Source organism: Calditerrivibrio sp. (assembly GCA_026415135.1).
Taxonomy (GTDB): domain Bacteria; phylum Chrysiogenota; class Deferribacteres; order Deferribacterales; family Calditerrivibrionaceae; genus Calditerrivibrio.
The window spans coordinates 59,610-74,524 of the sequence record JAOAHS010000026.1; the positions used below are offsets into that span (position 1 = coordinate 59,610).

Annotated in this window: 19 protein-coding genes; 13 read left to right on the plus strand and 6 right to left on the minus strand. The window is 35.9% G+C overall.

Annotated elements, in window-relative coordinates; translation table 11 throughout:
• The first annotated feature begins 1 nt into the window (after position 1).
• From N3C60_04530 to N3C60_04570, 9 genes are all read left to right on the plus strand, one after another.
• Positions 2–358 (plus strand): response regulator, encoded by a 357-nt coding sequence (locus N3C60_04530; protein ID MCX8084168.1) that lies wholly within the window; start codon positions 2–4, stop codon positions 356–358.
• The gene (locus N3C60_04535) at positions 348–1,079 is read left to right on the plus strand and encodes a biotin--[acetyl-CoA-carboxylase] ligase (protein ID MCX8084169.1); all 732 of its coding nucleotides are present in this window, start codon (positions 348–350) and stop codon (positions 1,077–1,079) included. The genes N3C60_04530 and N3C60_04535 overlap by 11 nt, the downstream gene beginning before the upstream one ends.
• Positions 1,076–1,846, plus strand: a complete 771-nt coding sequence (locus tag N3C60_04540; GenBank protein ID MCX8084170.1) for a type III pantothenate kinase — start codon at positions 1,076–1,078, stop codon at positions 1,844–1,846. Before N3C60_04535 ends, N3C60_04540 begins: the two co-directional genes overlap by 4 nt.
• Positions 1,830–2,570 carry a tetratricopeptide repeat protein gene (locus N3C60_04545; GenBank protein MCX8084171.1) on the plus strand — a complete coding sequence of 247 codons (741 nt, stop codon included), beginning with the start codon at positions 1,830–1,832 and terminating at the stop codon, positions 2,568–2,570. Before N3C60_04540 ends, N3C60_04545 begins: the two co-directional genes overlap by 17 nt.
• The gene (locus tag N3C60_04550) at positions 2,567–3,415 is read left to right on the plus strand and encodes a DUF4115 domain-containing protein (GenBank protein MCX8084172.1); all 849 of its coding nucleotides are present in this window, start codon (positions 2,567–2,569) and stop codon (positions 3,413–3,415) included. The genes N3C60_04545 and N3C60_04550 overlap by 4 nt, the downstream gene beginning before the upstream one ends.
• Positions 3,416–3,491: 76 nt before the next feature.
• Entirely contained in the window at positions 3,492–4,676 is a 1,185-nt protein-coding gene (locus N3C60_04555) for a cysteine desulfurase (GenBank protein ID MCX8084173.1), read from the plus strand.
• Between the two features lie 14 nt (positions 4,677–4,690).
• Entirely contained in the window at positions 4,691–5,131 is a 441-nt protein-coding gene (gene nifU / locus N3C60_04560; GenBank protein MCX8084174.1) for a Fe-S cluster assembly scaffold protein NifU, read from the plus strand.
• A gap of 14 nt (positions 5,132–5,145) precedes the next feature.
• Positions 5,146–5,373, plus strand: coding sequence for a NifU family protein (locus N3C60_04565; GenBank protein MCX8084175.1), 228 nt, complete (start codon positions 5,146–5,148; stop codon positions 5,371–5,373).
• Positions 5,373–5,489 carry a rubredoxin gene (locus tag N3C60_04570; GenBank protein ID MCX8084176.1) on the plus strand — a complete coding sequence of 39 codons (117 nt, stop codon included), beginning with the start codon at positions 5,373–5,375 and terminating at the stop codon, positions 5,487–5,489. Before N3C60_04565 ends, N3C60_04570 begins: the two co-directional genes overlap by 1 nt.
• Before the next feature lie 24 nt (positions 5,490–5,513).
• Here N3C60_04570 and N3C60_04575 read toward each other — a convergent pair whose 3' ends face one another.
• Positions 5,514–6,425, minus strand: coding sequence for a selenium metabolism-associated LysR family transcriptional regulator (locus N3C60_04575; GenBank protein ID MCX8084177.1), 912 nt, complete (start codon positions 6,423–6,425; stop codon positions 5,514–5,516).
• A gap of 157 nt (positions 6,426–6,582) precedes the next feature.
• Here N3C60_04575 and N3C60_04580 point away from each other — a divergent pair, with 157 nt between their 5' ends.
• Together N3C60_04580 and N3C60_04585 are read left to right on the plus strand one after the other, a co-directional pair.
• Positions 6,583–7,200, plus strand: coding sequence for a DUF47 family protein (locus N3C60_04580; GenBank protein ID MCX8084178.1), 618 nt, complete (start codon positions 6,583–6,585; stop codon positions 7,198–7,200).
• Positions 7,193–8,194, plus strand: a complete 1,002-nt coding sequence (locus N3C60_04585; GenBank protein MCX8084179.1) for an inorganic phosphate transporter — start codon at positions 7,193–7,195, stop codon at positions 8,192–8,194. The genes N3C60_04580 and N3C60_04585 overlap by 8 nt, the downstream gene beginning before the upstream one ends.
• Positions 8,195–8,219: 25 nt before the next feature.
• On the opposite strand, the gene serA is transcribed toward N3C60_04585, so the two are convergent.
• Positions 8,220–9,842 carry a phosphoglycerate dehydrogenase gene (gene serA, locus N3C60_04590; GenBank protein MCX8084180.1) on the minus strand — a complete coding sequence of 541 codons (1,623 nt, stop codon included), beginning with the start codon at positions 9,840–9,842 and terminating at the stop codon, positions 8,220–8,222.
• A 176-nt stretch (positions 9,843–10,018) separates the two neighbouring features.
• On the opposite strand from serA, the gene N3C60_04595 reads away from it, so the two are divergent.
• Entirely contained in the window at positions 10,019–10,624 is a 606-nt protein-coding gene (locus N3C60_04595) for an XRE family transcriptional regulator (protein MCX8084181.1), read from the plus strand.
• Positions 10,625–10,627: 3 nt separating this feature from the next.
• Here the strand turns inward: N3C60_04595 and N3C60_04600 are convergent, their stop codons facing one another.
• The 4 genes from N3C60_04600 to secG all read right to left on the minus strand — a co-directional run bounded on the left by N3C60_04600 (position 10,628) and on the right by secG (position 14,353).
• Positions 10,628–11,440 carry an ABC transporter permease gene (locus tag N3C60_04600; GenBank protein ID MCX8084182.1) on the minus strand — a complete coding sequence of 271 codons (813 nt, stop codon included), beginning with the start codon at positions 11,438–11,440 and terminating at the stop codon, positions 10,628–10,630.
• Positions 11,424–12,407, minus strand: a complete 984-nt coding sequence (locus N3C60_04605; protein ID MCX8084183.1) for an ABC transporter permease — start codon at positions 12,405–12,407, stop codon at positions 11,424–11,426. The genes N3C60_04600 and N3C60_04605 overlap by 17 nt, the downstream gene beginning before the upstream one ends.
• A 2-nt stretch (positions 12,408–12,409) precedes the next feature.
• The gene (locus tag N3C60_04610; protein ID MCX8084184.1) at positions 12,410–13,918 is read right to left on the minus strand and encodes a peptide-binding protein; all 1,509 of its coding nucleotides are present in this window, start codon (positions 13,916–13,918) and stop codon (positions 12,410–12,412) included.
• Positions 13,919–14,032: 114 nt separating this feature from the next.
• Entirely contained in the window at positions 14,033–14,353 is a 321-nt protein-coding gene (gene secG, locus N3C60_04615; GenBank protein ID MCX8084185.1) for a preprotein translocase subunit SecG, read from the minus strand.
• Positions 14,354–14,494: 141 nt separating this feature from the next.
• Here secG and N3C60_04620 point away from each other — a divergent pair, with 141 nt between their 5' ends.
• Positions 14,495–14,905, plus strand: a complete 411-nt coding sequence (locus N3C60_04620) for an HIT family protein (protein ID MCX8084186.1) — start codon at positions 14,495–14,497, stop codon at positions 14,903–14,905.
• The last annotated feature ends 10 nt before the right edge of the window (positions 14,906–14,915 follow it).

Here is a 14,915-nt window from a genome sequence, read left to right on the forward strand (position 1 = left end):
ATTGAAAACAGTTTTGGTTGTGGATGATGATCCTAATATAAGATTGTTATTGAGTGACGAACTATGGGATAGAGGGTATAATGTTATCACCGCGGTGGATGGGGATGAAGCCCTGGTTTCTTTTTCTGAGGAGTATGTAGATATTGTTATCCTTGATATTAGGATGCCTAAGGTAAGTGGGATCGATGTTTTAAGGAGTATAAGAAATGCTAAATCTGCTGTTCCCATCATCATCTATACTGCCAATCCAGATGATCTGCCAGATTTATCTGAGTATGGTAATACAGTAAAAATAACCAAATCATCGGACATCACACCAGTTATCAAACAGATTGAGTCTATGCTTAATGTATTTTGAGTTACCCAGATGTAATTTATTTAAAAGGCTATTTCTGTTTGATGAAATAGATTCCACAAATTCAGAAGCTTTGGGTGGTAATTACCCTTTTTATTCTGTCATTCTTGCAAAAAAACAAAGAAGGGGGAAGGGGAGAAGTGGACGAGTTTGGTTATCGCAGGAAGACAATCTTTTTTTTAGTCTCGTTTTACCACCGCTGGAAATAGAGAATCTACTACCGTTGAATATTGTATCTGGGTATTCTGTTTGTGAAGCGTTAAGGGGATACTGTGAGGCTTTTCTTAAGTGGCCCAATGATATAGTGATAAATGGAAAAAAGGTTGGGGGTATATTGATAGAAACCAAGTTTTCAGGTAATAACTTGGAAAAGGTTGTGGTAGGTATAGGTGTCAATGTGAATCAACGTTATTTTCCAGATGAGCTTAGCAATTTGGCGACATCTCTTTATCTTTCTAAAGGTACTGTCTATAATCTTGATGAGGTGTTTGGATCTATTTTGTTGAGTTTTGAATCTTTTTATGATCAACTCATTAAAAATAGTATTGATATTATAGAAAAATGGTGTAAATATAGCTATTGTGTGGGCAAAAAGATTAGAATTCATTATGGTGGTGAGAAAAAGGAGTTTACTGAGATCGGAATAAATAGGGCAGGTGAGCTTTTTGTAATCGATGAAGCCGGTGAAAAAAAATATTTGCTATTTGGAGATGTTTATTTATGATCTTTGCAGTGGATATAGGTAATACTAATATAGTGATTGGTGTGTTTTACAAGGAGGAGCTTGTTTTCAACTCTAGGTTAGCCACTGACTACCACAAAACAACTGATGAATATGCTGCTATTATCATGTTACTTTTAAAAAACAGTAACATAGAGCCAACCAATATTAGAGGTGTAATAATATCCTCTGTTGTGCCACAACTGGTCTATACTTTTACCAAGTTTGCTAAAAAGTATCTCAATAAAGATGCCTTAGTTGTTGGCCCTGGTCTCAAAACGGGTGTTCCAATAAAGCTTGAAAATCCTAAGGAAGTGGGTTCGGATAGAATAGTAAATGCAGCAGCAGTCTTAAAACATTATCGATATCCAGCTATTATTGTTGATTTCGGTACTGCAACAACTTTTGACGTGATCAATGAAAATGGTGAGTATATCGGTGGTGTGATTTGTCCCGGTGTAAGGCTTTCTGCTACTATTCTACATCAAAAGACAGCCAAGCTTCCCGAGGTGGAGATAGAAAAATGTGATAAGGTAATAGGTACAAATACAATAAGTTCTATAAAATCTGGTATTTTCTTTGGATATCTTTCCCTTGTGGATGGGATCATACAGAGGATTATTGATGAGCGTTTTAGGGGGATTGATCCTTGTATAATTGCTACGGGAGGGCTTGGGTCGGTTTTTATGGGTGAATCAAAATTTTTAAAGCGATATGATCCAAATCTTACTCTAAATGGTTTGAGGGTGATATATGAAAAGAATTCTTAATGTTTTTATTTTAATTGTCCTCCTTTTGGGCTGCAGTACAAAGGATAAGGAGCTTGCAGAATCCCATTACAGAATGGGGCTTGCATATTTAGGTTCTGAGACCGACTATCTGTCTATTGTTGAGTTTGAAAAGGCATTAGCCATAAATCCTGATGATGATCGTGTATATTATGCGATTTCAACATTTTATATTAAAAAGAATAGAGTATCAGATGCAGAACGCTATATAAAACGTGCAATAGAGCTAAAGCCCAATGAACTAGAATACCTAAACCTACTTGCAACTATCTATGCCACAAGAAATGAAACGTTAAGAGCAATCGATATTTGGAAAAAAATAGGAGAAGATCCAAAGTATCCTACACCTGAGGTGATTTTTTATAATATTGCATCTGCCTATATGCAGATCAGAAATTACAAAGAAGCTGAGTACTATTTTAAAAGGTCTATAGAAGCTAACCCGAGGGTATTAAGTACCTATATGGTACTTGCAGATCTCTATGTTCAGCAGAAAAGATTTGATGAGGCTGCAAATTTATATAGTCAGGTGATATCTCTTAACCCAACTTTCAATAATGCAAAACTTCAACTTGCAAAGCTTTATTTTTCAACTAATCAAAGTAATAAATCTATCCCTCTATTAAAGGAGATCATTACTTCAGAGCCAAATTCAAAAGAAGCCAAAGAGTCCATTGAATTACTCAAAGAGATAGGTCTAAGATGAGTAGGCTTGGTGAGATTTTGAGAGCTAAAAGAGAAGAATTGGGGATAGAACTTCAAAAGGCTGCTAAAGATCTGAGGATCTCTATAACTTATCTTGAAGCCATTGAAAAGGGGGGTTACCTGCTCTTGCCATCTTACGTTCACTGCTATGGCTTTACAAAAAGTTATATTAGATATCTGGGTTTATCTGAACAGGAGATGATGGAGTTGTTCCATCTTGAATGTAAGAAATCTATGTTTCAACCTGGTACTACTCAAGGGGATGAAGAGGTATATAAAGAGGTCAATAAAGAGGTGGATAAGGATCAATTGAAAAAAAGGATTTATCTATATTTAGGTATCTCGATTCTTTTTTTGCTGGTTGCTTCAGCATATTTCTTTGTGGTAAAAAAGCCAGAAACCGATGATAACAGTGTCACAATAAATATTACAAAAGATATTGATAATAGAGTTTTAGATAACCGTAGTGATAACAAAACCAGTGTTTCTGATAATTCTGTAATGGATAACAGTAATGTACTTGCTCAACTTGAAAGTATCGATTTATCAAAAGATAACAAATCTGATAATAAAGTTCTTGCTAAAACAATTAAGCTTACCTTTTACAATATCTGTTGGGTGAATGTGAGAATTGATAATCAAACTGAACTTGATTTTATAGCTAAACCTGGTTATGTGAAAGAGTTTAGTTTTAAAGAGTTTTTCATAATAAATATCGGTGATGCTTCTGCTATTGCTATCAACTATGAAGGACAAACAATAGCTGGTTTGGGCAAACCTAAGGAGTCAGTAAAAAATCTTTATTTCACTGTAAATAATGGTAAGCTTACCTATACAAAAAAATGATAATTTTTAGCTTGAATTTTACTCATTAGAGTGTATATTATTAAGACAAAAATGGTATAAAAACGGGGGCCTTTTGATGATATATTTAGATAATGTTGCTGGAACAAAGCCTGATAAGCGTGTAGTCGATAAGATGCTACCATTTATCACCGAGAAGTATGGTAACCCCAGTGCCCATTTCTATCCATTAGGTAGGGAATCTTACTTGGCAATAGGTGAGGCTAGGGAACAGGTGGCTTCCCTTTTAAATGCTGATGTTGATGAAATTATTTTCACCTCCTGTGGTACAGAATCCAATAACCTTGCCATTAAGGGTGTGGCAAACAGTTTCAAGTATGAGGGTAAAAACCATATTATCATATCTGAGATTGAACATTTTTCTGTTCAAAATGTTTGTGTTAAGCTTTTAAACAATGGATATAGGGTCACAAAGATAAAGGTTGATAATTTTGGTAAGGTAAACCTGGATGATTTAAGAAGATCGATTTCTGATGATACACTGTTAGTATCTATAATGCATGCAAATCCAGAGATAGGAGTTATACAGGATGTGGAAACCATAGGTAGTATCTGTAAAGAAAGAGGGGTACTTTTTCATGTGGATGCTGTGGCTTCAGCAGGTCATGTTCCTATTGATGTTAAGCGGTTTAACTGTGATCTCCTGAGCATAGCTGGTCAGAATTTTTATGGTCCAAAGGGTGCAGGCGCATTATATGTGAAAAAAGGGGTTCATCTATCTCCACTTTTTGATGGTGGGTTTCAAGAAAATGGTTATAGAAGTGGTACAGAAAATGTGCCAGCAATAGTTGGTCTTGGTGAAGCAGCAAGGATTGCAAAAGAGGTGATGTCTGAATATACTGCAAAGATGATCAAGCTAAGGGATAAGCTGATTAATGAATTAAAGGGTATGTTTAGTTTCTTACATATTACTGGTGATGAAAAGGATAGGTTGCCAGGGCATGTCAGTTTCTGGATAGAGTATATAGAGGGGGAGTCGCTACTGTTGTGGTATTCCCTCAAAGGGATCTGTGCTGCGAGTGGTTCGGCTTGTTCTTCAAATATCCTTGCTGAGGATGAAGAAGAGTTAGCAGCATCCCATGTGTTAACTGCCATCGGAGTTCCAAACGATATATGTGCAGGTTCTATCACATTTTCAATGTCAAGATGGACTGAGGAAAATGAAGTTGATGAGGTAATTAGGGTGACGCCAGAGATAGTTAATAGACTTTGTGAGATGTCACCATACTATAAAAAACAGTAGATCTGGAGGAAAAAATGGTAAAAGGACCATACAGTGAAAAAGTTATGGACCATTTTATGAACCCTAGAAATATGGGGGAGATTGAAGATGCCAATGGTGTAGGTGAAGTGGGTAATCCTGCCTGTGGCGATGTTATGAAACTTTTTTTCAAAATAGATGAAAATGGTGTTATACAAGATGTCAAGTTTAAGACTTTTGGATGTGGAGCTGCTATAGCATCTAGTTCTATGGCTACAGAGCTGCTTAAGGGTAAAACTGTCGAAGAGGTATTGGAGCTAACCAATAGTGCTATTGTTGAGGCGTTGGATGGTTTACCTCCTGCGAAGATACATTGCTCTGTCATGGCAGAGGAAGCTATAGAGGCTGCTTTAAAAGACTATTATACCAGAATAGGTAAGGATCCTTCGATAGTTGATGAGATGAAAGCTAAGATTAAAAATAGGGTGAAAAGTTAGCATAGGAGGTAAAGATGACTTTAAAAGAAAGAGTAGAAGAGGTTTTAAAAAAGGTACGCCCGACATTGCAGGCTGATGGTGGTGATGTTGAGCTTTTGGGTGTAACAGATGATGGTGTTGTAAAGGTTCAGCTCACAGGTGCATGTGGTAGCTGCCCTTTTAGTACAATGACATTGAAACACGGTATAGAGATGAGACTAAAAAATGAGATCCCAGAGATAAAAGAGGTGGTATCTCTATAATGGAAAAATTTAAGTGTATCGTATGTGAGTATGTTCATACAGGAGAAAAACCACCCAAGAAGTGTCCAGTATGTGGAGCTGACGAGACCAATTTTAAAAAGATAAAACCTCAATAGGTGATAAGGGCGGATGCACCGCCTTTATCTTGTTAATGAGCTGTTAAAATTGTAGTTTTGTATAAGTTCGAGGAAACTTTTTATAAGTTTTTTACTAGTTTTTCTTTTGTTGTAAGCTAAAAAGATATCTTTTTCAACAACCAGATCCACTATAGGTATGCCTCTGATGTCGTTGCTGCAAACATCTTTGATTAGAGCCAGTTCGCTGACAAAGGCTATACCTAAACCATTTTTAACGGAGTGTATGATCCCATGGGTTGAAGACATGATAGCTGTTGCATTTAGACTTTCAAAATCGTACCCCTTTGATTTAAGGGCATATTCGACCGCAGCCCTTGTTCCAGAACCAACTTCTCGGATAACAAACTTTTCATTTATAATTTCATCTAAAAAAACATTATTTCGGGAATAGAAAGGGTGCTCTTTATTTACAGCTAATACAATTCTGTCCTTGAGGATTGTTTTGTATTCTAAATCCTTTTTGGGTATTTTTCTTGCGACTATGGCAAGATCTAAGATACCATCGACTAACCTTTGAATGATCATCTGCGAGCTCGCTATATCCATGGTAAAAAAGGTTTTTGGGTATTTATTGTTAAACTCTTTTATTATTGATGGTAGTATAAACTCCGCTATTATTGTGCTAGAACCTATCTTTATGTTACCACTTATTTCGTTTAAAAACTCTTTTATTGCTTCGATGGATCGTTCCCTAAGGTCGATCATATCCACTGCATAGTCATAAAAGACCTGTCCAGATTCTGTCAAAACTACTTCCCTAGACAACCTATCAAAAAGTTTTATACCTAATTCCTCTTCAAGGGTGTTTATATGTGTGGAAACTGTAGGTTGGCTGAGTAACATCTTTTCTGCAGCCCTCGAAAATGATTTGTATTTAGCGACATACACAAAAGCTTCTATCTGTTTAAAGTCCATACGATCTCCTTATTATACTTTATTTAACCTTATTATAAATCATAGAAAAAATCAATACTGAAATATAACGCTTTTGTGGCTATAACGATGTTTGTAAAAAAAATGTAGAAAATTGTTAAAAGAAATGTTAAAAAAATTAAAAACATATGGAGGTTTTATGTTTGGGTTGATACCTAAGGAAGAGAAGTTTTTCTTGCTTTTTCAGGATATGACAAAGTTATTGATTGAAGGGGCGCATTTATTGAAGGAGTTAACAGAGAATTTTGCGGAGATTGAACATTTTCAAAAGAGAATAAAAGAGGTTGAGCATGAGGGGGATAAAAAAACTCATGAAATAATACAAAAGCTCAATAAGACTTTTATTACACCTATCGACAGAGAGGATATATATGATTTGGCTGCAGCACTCGATGATATCCTTGATCTTATAGATGCTTCTGCTCAGAGATTAGCCCTTTATAAGGTGGACACTATAACGTTTGAATGTAAATCTTTTGCTTTTATTATTCTTAAATCATGTCAGGCACTGGATAAGGCTGTGAGAAAAATGGATAAGAAACATGAAGAGGTTAATGAGTCCTTTGTGGAAATAAACGAATTAGAAAATGAAGCTGATAGGGTTTTGAGGGAATCCCTCGGCAAGCTTTTTAGCGATGAAAAGGATCCAATCAGGCTTATAAAGTGGAAAGAGATTTACGAAACTTTAGAGAAAGTTACAGATAAGTGTGAGGATGCAGCGAACATAATCGAAACTGTGGTGGTAAAACATGCTTGATATCTCGTTTATACTTTTAATATTAGTATTGTTAACTGCTCTTACATTCGATTATATAAATGGGTTTCATGACACGGCCAATGCTATTGCCACATGTGTATCCACGAGGGCTTTATCAGTAAAAGCTGCCATTGTTATGGCGGCAGGATTAAATTTCTTGGGAGCTATAATATCCACAAAAGTTGCCACAACCATTGGTAAAGGGATAGTGGATGCCTCAACTATTACCCAGACAGTTATATTGGCGGGATTAGTGGGTGCTATAACTTGGAACTTAATAACCTGGTATTATGGTATACCATCCTCATCATCCCATGCCCTTATCGGTGGTATTATGGGTTCCGTTATCGCCCATGCTGGTTTTAATGCTCTTTTGTGGGGTGGATTGAAGAAGATTATTTTATCCCTAATAATCTCCCCAATTATTGGAGCATTTTTCGGTTTCTTTTTTATGGTTATTATTTTTCGCCTTTTTCATAAAAAAAATCCTCATGTTTTAAATAGAAATTTTAGGTTTTTACAAATATTGTCTGCGAGTTTTATGGCTTTTTCCCATGGAACAGCGGATGCCCAGAAGACTATGGGTATAATGACTATGGCTCTTGTTAGCTATGGAACTCTTGATACATTTGTTGTTCCCACATGGGTTAAGGGATCTGCTGCTTTAGCTATGGCACTTGGAACTGCTGCTGGTGGATGGCGTATAATTAAAACATTGGGCAAGGATTTTGTTAAACTCCAGCCTGTTCATGGTTTTGCTGCGGAAACATCTTCTGCAGCTGTGATATTGGGTGCAGCTTCTATTGGTATGCCTGTGAGTACAACCCATGTTATAACGTCTTCAATATTGGGTGTGGGACTATCCAAAAGACTAACAGCAGTTAACTGGATAGTGGCCCAAAGGATCGTTTCTGCTTGGGTGATTACGATACCAGCCTCAGCATTGGTAGCTGCTATAATATATGTGCTTATTACCCAATTTTTACCTGCATAAAGAAGGCTGGCTTAGGCCAGCCTAATTATAGATCTATGACTTTTGCATCTATCATGCCGTCTATTTTTAGGATCTCTTCTAATACGTCCTTTGGTATTGGGTTATCCACTGAGACAAAGGCTATTGCTTCCCCTTGCTTCTGTCTTGAAAGCTCGAAGCCAGCTATATTTATCTGTCTGTTGCCTAATATTGTACCTACTTTTCCGATAACACCTGGCCTATCGTAGTTGTTAAAATATAAGAACGTACCAGTTGGTATGACATCAAAATAAAAGTTGTCGATGAAGATTACCCTACCTTTATTATCATTAAATACAGTTCCGCCTATGATCTTTTCCTCTTTATCCGTTTTTATTTTTATTACTATAAGATCATTAAATTTGTCATAAGATGATAGTTTTTGTTCCATAACTTCTATATTTCTATCTTTTGCAAGGTAAGAGGAGCTTATGTATGATACAGTTTCCTTCAAGCTTACCTCTAACAGCCCTTTAATACCCGCAATGGTAAATGGCTGATAACTAAAGGGGGTATCAAATGTTCTCTCACATACATCTTCTTCGAATCTTTTTCCAACAAGTGTAAAAGTAACAGATTCTATTCTACCTTTGACAATTTGGGCTCCTAATTTTCCCATCTGTTCCACAAGCTCAAAGTATCTTTGGAGCTCTTCTGAAAGTTGTGATTTCATAAATGGTATATTAACGGCATTCATATAGGATTTACCGTATAGTGCATTGAGCACATTTTCAGCTATGATTACTGCTACACCCTTTTGCCCTTCATGGGTGTTGGCTCCTATATGTGGAGTAACAAAGATATTGTCGAGGGTTAGAAGTTTATTGTCTACAGGGGGTTCTTCTTCAAATACGTCAATACCTGCAGCAAAAACCTTACCAGACTTAACTGCCTCATAAAGGTCGTTTTCGTTAACTATACCACCTCTTGCACAGTTTATTATGATAACACCATCTTTCATTTTCATTATCTGTTCTTTTGTTATCATATTGTAGGTTTCTTTTGTAAGAGGAGTGTGAAAGGTTATGATATCCACTTCTTTTATGAGTTGGTCTAAATTATCATAAAGTTTTACCCCCAAGGAGTCAGCTTTAGATTTTTTTATATATGGATCATAAGCTATGACTTTCATACCAAAACTTTTAGCTCGTATAGCCACATTACTTCCGATCCTCCCTAACCCAACAATGCCTAAGACTTTGTTGTAAAGCTGAATACCCATGAATTTTTTTCTGTCCCATTCTCCTGATTTTAAGGACTGATTTGCAAGGGGAATTTTTCTGGCAGCCGCTAACATCATACCCATCGTAAGTTCTGTAGCAGCAAGGGTATTACCTGTGGGTGCATTCATTACGATGATACCTTTTCTACTAGCGGCTTCAATATCAACGTTATCAAGGCCTACACCAGCTCTACCTATGATTTTTAATCTGCCGGGGTTCTCTATAAGGTCAGCAGTTACTGTGGTACCACTTCTTGTTATTACTGCATCATATTCTCCGATTATTCCTTTTAGTTCGTTGTTTTTTATACCTGGTCTTATGTCTACCTCAATATTGGGATCTGATTTTAGGATAGAGATACCTTCATCAGCGATATGATCTGTTATTAATATCTTAAATTTGGACATAACGACTCCTATTTTTTTTACAGTTTTTAAATCAACTTTTTTATTATTTCAACCTAAAAAAAATCTTTAATATCATAATACGGTGTTATATTTTTATTTTAAAAAATGATAATGAAAGTTCTTGACAATTTAAAAAAATCAAGTAATACTGAACTAAATATTTGATAGAGGTAGCTATGGAAGATTTTAATATAAATATAGGGGAAAGGATAAAAAGGCTCAGGCATCTTAAAAATTTGACTTTACAGGATGTGGCTAATTTTACAGGTTTTTCTAAAGCACTTATTTCCCAGATAGAAAATAATGTAGTAACTCCACCTATTTCAACTCTTGCTAAGATTGCTAAAGTTTTAAATGTTAAGATGGTTTACTTTTTTGAGGAAGATCTTGATTTTAAGGAATACTACTTGGTAAAAAAGGATGAAAGAAAAGTCGCTTATCGAGAGGGTGCCAAGCACGGTTATATTTACGAGGAGTTAGCTCATATTAAAAACAATGATATTTTTGAATCTTTTATTGTTACAATAAAGCCAGAACCGAGAGAGAAAAAGCTTTTTAGTCATGATGGATATGAGTTTATGTATATTCTTGATGGTGGGATAAGGATGTATCTCAATAACGATGTTGTTATTTTAGAGGAAGGTGATTCCATCTCTTTCAGCTCAAAGATACCCCATTATGCTGAAGCTCTCCACGAAAAAGATGCTAAGATATTGAGCATCAGAATGAAATCTGTAGATATAAAATCTATTATCAATCAGATGAAGAAAAAGGAAGATTAATCGCTATTGATCTGTTTTGGGATCTAATATATCCCTGAGACCCTCGCCTGTTAAATTAAATCCTAGTACTGCTAATAAAATGCATAACCCTGGAAAAAGGGAAAGCCACCACGCAAACATGATATTGTCCTTTCCGGAGGTTATTATATTCCCCCATGATGGTGTAGGGGGTTGAACCCCCAAACCTAAAAAGCTGAGTGCAGACTCCACAAGTATGGAGCTGGCTACCCCTAAGGTTGCTGATACTAATACAGGGGAGACAACGTTTGGTAAGATATGTTTAAATATTATGACTCTTTTTTTAAGACCAGATACTTTTGCGGCAATTATATAATCTCTTTCTGTTATACTCCATGTTTCTGCCCTCACCATTCTTGCAACTCCCATCCAGCTTGTGATCCCTATAACCATCATTATATTATATATTGAGGGTTTTAAAAAAGCAATAACGGCCAGTATTAAGAAGAAGGTTGGGAAACAAAGAGCTATATCTACTATCCTCATCAGTATCACATCCACCCATCCTTTAAAAAAGCCAGAGATTAAACCTATAGCTGTACCAATAATCACAGATATTCCCACTGATATAAAACCCACTGATAATGATATTCTTGTGCCATATACTACTCTGCTGAATACATCCCTGCCTAATTCATCAGTACCAAATAAATTCTTTGAAGAGGGTGGATTTAAAATATTGGTGAGATTGATCTCTGTGGGATCGTAAGGCGCAATGATAGGAGCCAAAAGAGCTACAAGTGCGAAAAATAGAATTATCGATATACCAAAGAGGAATAGTTTATTCTTTTTTGCCATACCTGATTCTCGGGTCAGCTATTGCATAGCAGATATCGGCTATAAGGTTTCCAAGCAAAGTTAGAAATGCACCTATTACAAGTATACCCATTATTACCGGATAATCCCTCATCATAACAGCTTGATAAAAGAGCTGTCCCATACCTGGAATTGAGAAGATCGACTCAAATATAACACTACCCCCTATCAGACCTGGAATAGATAGCCCCAGAATGGTTATAGCTGGTAAAAGTGCATTCCTTAGGGCATGTTTGAATATCACGCTCTTTTTTGGTAATCCTCTGGCGTAGGCAGCTATGATGTAATCTTCGTTTAATACGTCAAGCATACTACTTTTTACAAATCTACTGAAGCCAGCTATTCCACCAAAAACTGAAATGACAACAGGGAGTGTTGAGTGCCAGATGATATCAAGGATCTTTTCCGGGAAGCTGAGACTATCAAAGTCGTAAGAGGTTAGACCTGAGATTGGTAGCCAACCTTTGATTACACCAAAATAATAAGCAGATAAGAGTGCTAACCAGAATGTGGGAATAGCAAACCCAACATATACGAACAGGGTGGTAAGTTTGTCAAAAAAAGAGTTTTTATATACAGCAGCGAAAACACCCAGAGGAATTGATAATAAAATAATAAGCATCATGGATGCTATATTTAAATATAGTGTTACAGGGATCTTTTCTAAGATCTTATCAAGAACAGGTTTTTGATCCGAAGCAAAAGAGTTACCAAAATCAAAGAGTATCATCTTTTTTAACCAAATCCAGTACCTTTCTAATATAGGTTTGTCAAGTTGGTACATTTTTATAAATTTTTGGTAAGCCGTTTCTGAAATCTTTGGGTTCATGGAAGAAAGAAACTGAGCAGGGTCTCCGGGTGCAAGATTAACCACTAAAAAGGATATTAGTGTGATCCCGATGATCATCGGTATCATACCCAAACATCTTTTAAGTATATATGTTAACATAGCTATTTAGTCAAATTATACTTTCTTTCTTCTTTTTCCACATACCAGTCTATGAAGTTGTGCATAATCCCAGCAGGTGCTTCCTCAATATTTTTAAATCGCTTATGTACTGCTATCAATGCCTTAGGATAATAAAGAAACGTATAGGGCTGATCTTCAGCGAGTATTCTGGATATCTCATGGTAGATCTCCTTCCGCTTATTAACATCAAATTCTAATCTACCTTTTTCAATGAGTTCATCAATTTTTTTGTTTTGATAACAGATGAAATTAAGGTTTTTGCCATTACAACGGGAGGAATGCCAAACATCGTATGGATCTGGTTCCATAGGTATGGTCCAACCGAGTATGACAGCATCAAACGTTCTTTTGTTTATATATTCGTTTATAAAGGTCGCCCATTCTAAGATCCTAATTTCTACTTTTATACCTAACTTTTTCCAGGTTTGTTGTAGAATTTCAGCGATGGAGCTTCTTGTAGTATTCCCCTGATTTGTCATAATTACAAAGCTAAAAGGCTTACCATCTTTTTCTAAGATACCATCTCCATTTCTATCCTCAAAGCCGGCTTCTTTTAATAATGATTTTGCTTTATAAAGATCGAAATTATACTTTGTTAAGTTATCTGTGTACCATATTGTCCCTGGTTTAAAAGGGCTATATGCTGCTTCACCAAGTCCAAAGAGCACACCTTTTATGATATCCTCTTTGGGGGTTGCATAGGAGAGAGCTTGTCTTACTCTTTTGTCTTGAAAAAGGGGATTTCTTAGATTGTAACCTATGTATGTATAAGAGTTTGATAAGTAGGTGTATTTATTGAAGCTTTCAACAAATCTGGGATTGCTTGTTTGTTTTGCAAACTGAAGTGGTGACATGCCCATCATGTCTAAATTCTTGTTTAAAAGCTCTAAAAACATAGTGGCAGTATCAGGTATTATCTTCATGGTGTATCTATCGAGATTTGGTCTTCCTTCATAGTATTGATCGTAGGCTTCAAGTGTTATTGAGTGTCCAGATTTCCATTCTTTGAATTTGTATGGCCCTGTACCAATAGGTGCTCTTTGGAGTTCAGATTTTGTTATGGGAGTGCTTTTAAGTCTATGGGATGGTAGAATGGCTACAGTCCAGCTTGATAGTGCGGGTGCATAGGGGATCTTGTAATGTACTTTTACGGTGTATTTATCAGGGGTTTCAACTCTGTCTATAATCCTGAAATCAGAGTCGTAAGCTGTAGGGGTATTGTTATCCACTATGGTTTCATAGGTAAACTTTACATCCTCAGATGTAAATTCCTTTCCATCATGCCATTTAACACCTTGTCGTAGATAGAATGTTATTGTTTTTTTATTTTCAGATAAATCCCATTTATAGGCCAGATCGCCAACTAAATTTAGATTTTTATCATACTTTAACAACCCATTGTAAATAAGTGAAGCCACTGAATGGGATGAAGAGTCTGTTGCTAAAATGGGGATAAGATTACTTGGCTCTCCAATACTCCCCTCAATCATGACATCTCCAAATTTGGAAGATGTAGCTTTTCTTTTAATCTTTTGAGGGTCGTCTTTACATCCTATAACTAAAATTAGTAACAATAAAGAAAGTATTTTTTGTAACATTATTTGCTATTTGCTTTGCATTGGTACTATCGGTTTGTTTTGTTGTTGATTTTGTATGGGTTGATTGGGCAGTTTGTTTATCACAGAACTACCAGTTTTGCCAGAGGTTGACATAATGGTAAGGGTGATGGATGTGGTAAAAAATATTATCACCAAAACTGTGGTGATCTTTGACATGATGTTTTCTGGGGTACCAGGCCCAAACATGTCAGAGGAGCCTCCACCAAAAGCCTCCTTTAAACTGGAACCTTTACCTGATTGTATTAAAATAGCTAATATTAACAATACACTTATAAATACATGAAAGCCTAACACAATTGCGTACATCGAATTCTGCTCCTTTGTTTATATTTGAACTTTATTATAAATACATTTCAACTGGGATGTCAATAAGAAAAGGTGGATCATTAAATGTTGAAAAAAGAAAGCTTATATGCTATAGTTTCTTAATCTTCAATGGAGGTGGCTATGGATTGTATTTTTTGTAAAATTATTGCAGGTGAAATCTCCTCTATCAAAGTTTATGAGGATGAGGATTTTATTGCGATACTCGATATTAGACCTGTAAACTTAGGTCACACCCTTGTGATACCAAAACAGCATTTTGTCAATATTTTTGATACTGATATGGCTTTTGCTCAAAAGATTTATCCAGTTTTAGTAAAGATTTCAAAGGGGATAAAAGAGGGACTTAGAGCTGATGGTATAAATATCATTCAAAACAATGAAAAATCTGCTGGTCAAGAGGTATTCCATTCCCATATCCATCTTATACCACGTTTTAAGGACGATAGTTTGAAGTTTACACCTAGAAGCTTAACTTACAAAGATGATAACGAAAAATTAGATATAGCTGATAAGATAAAACAAAATATATGATAGGAGAGAT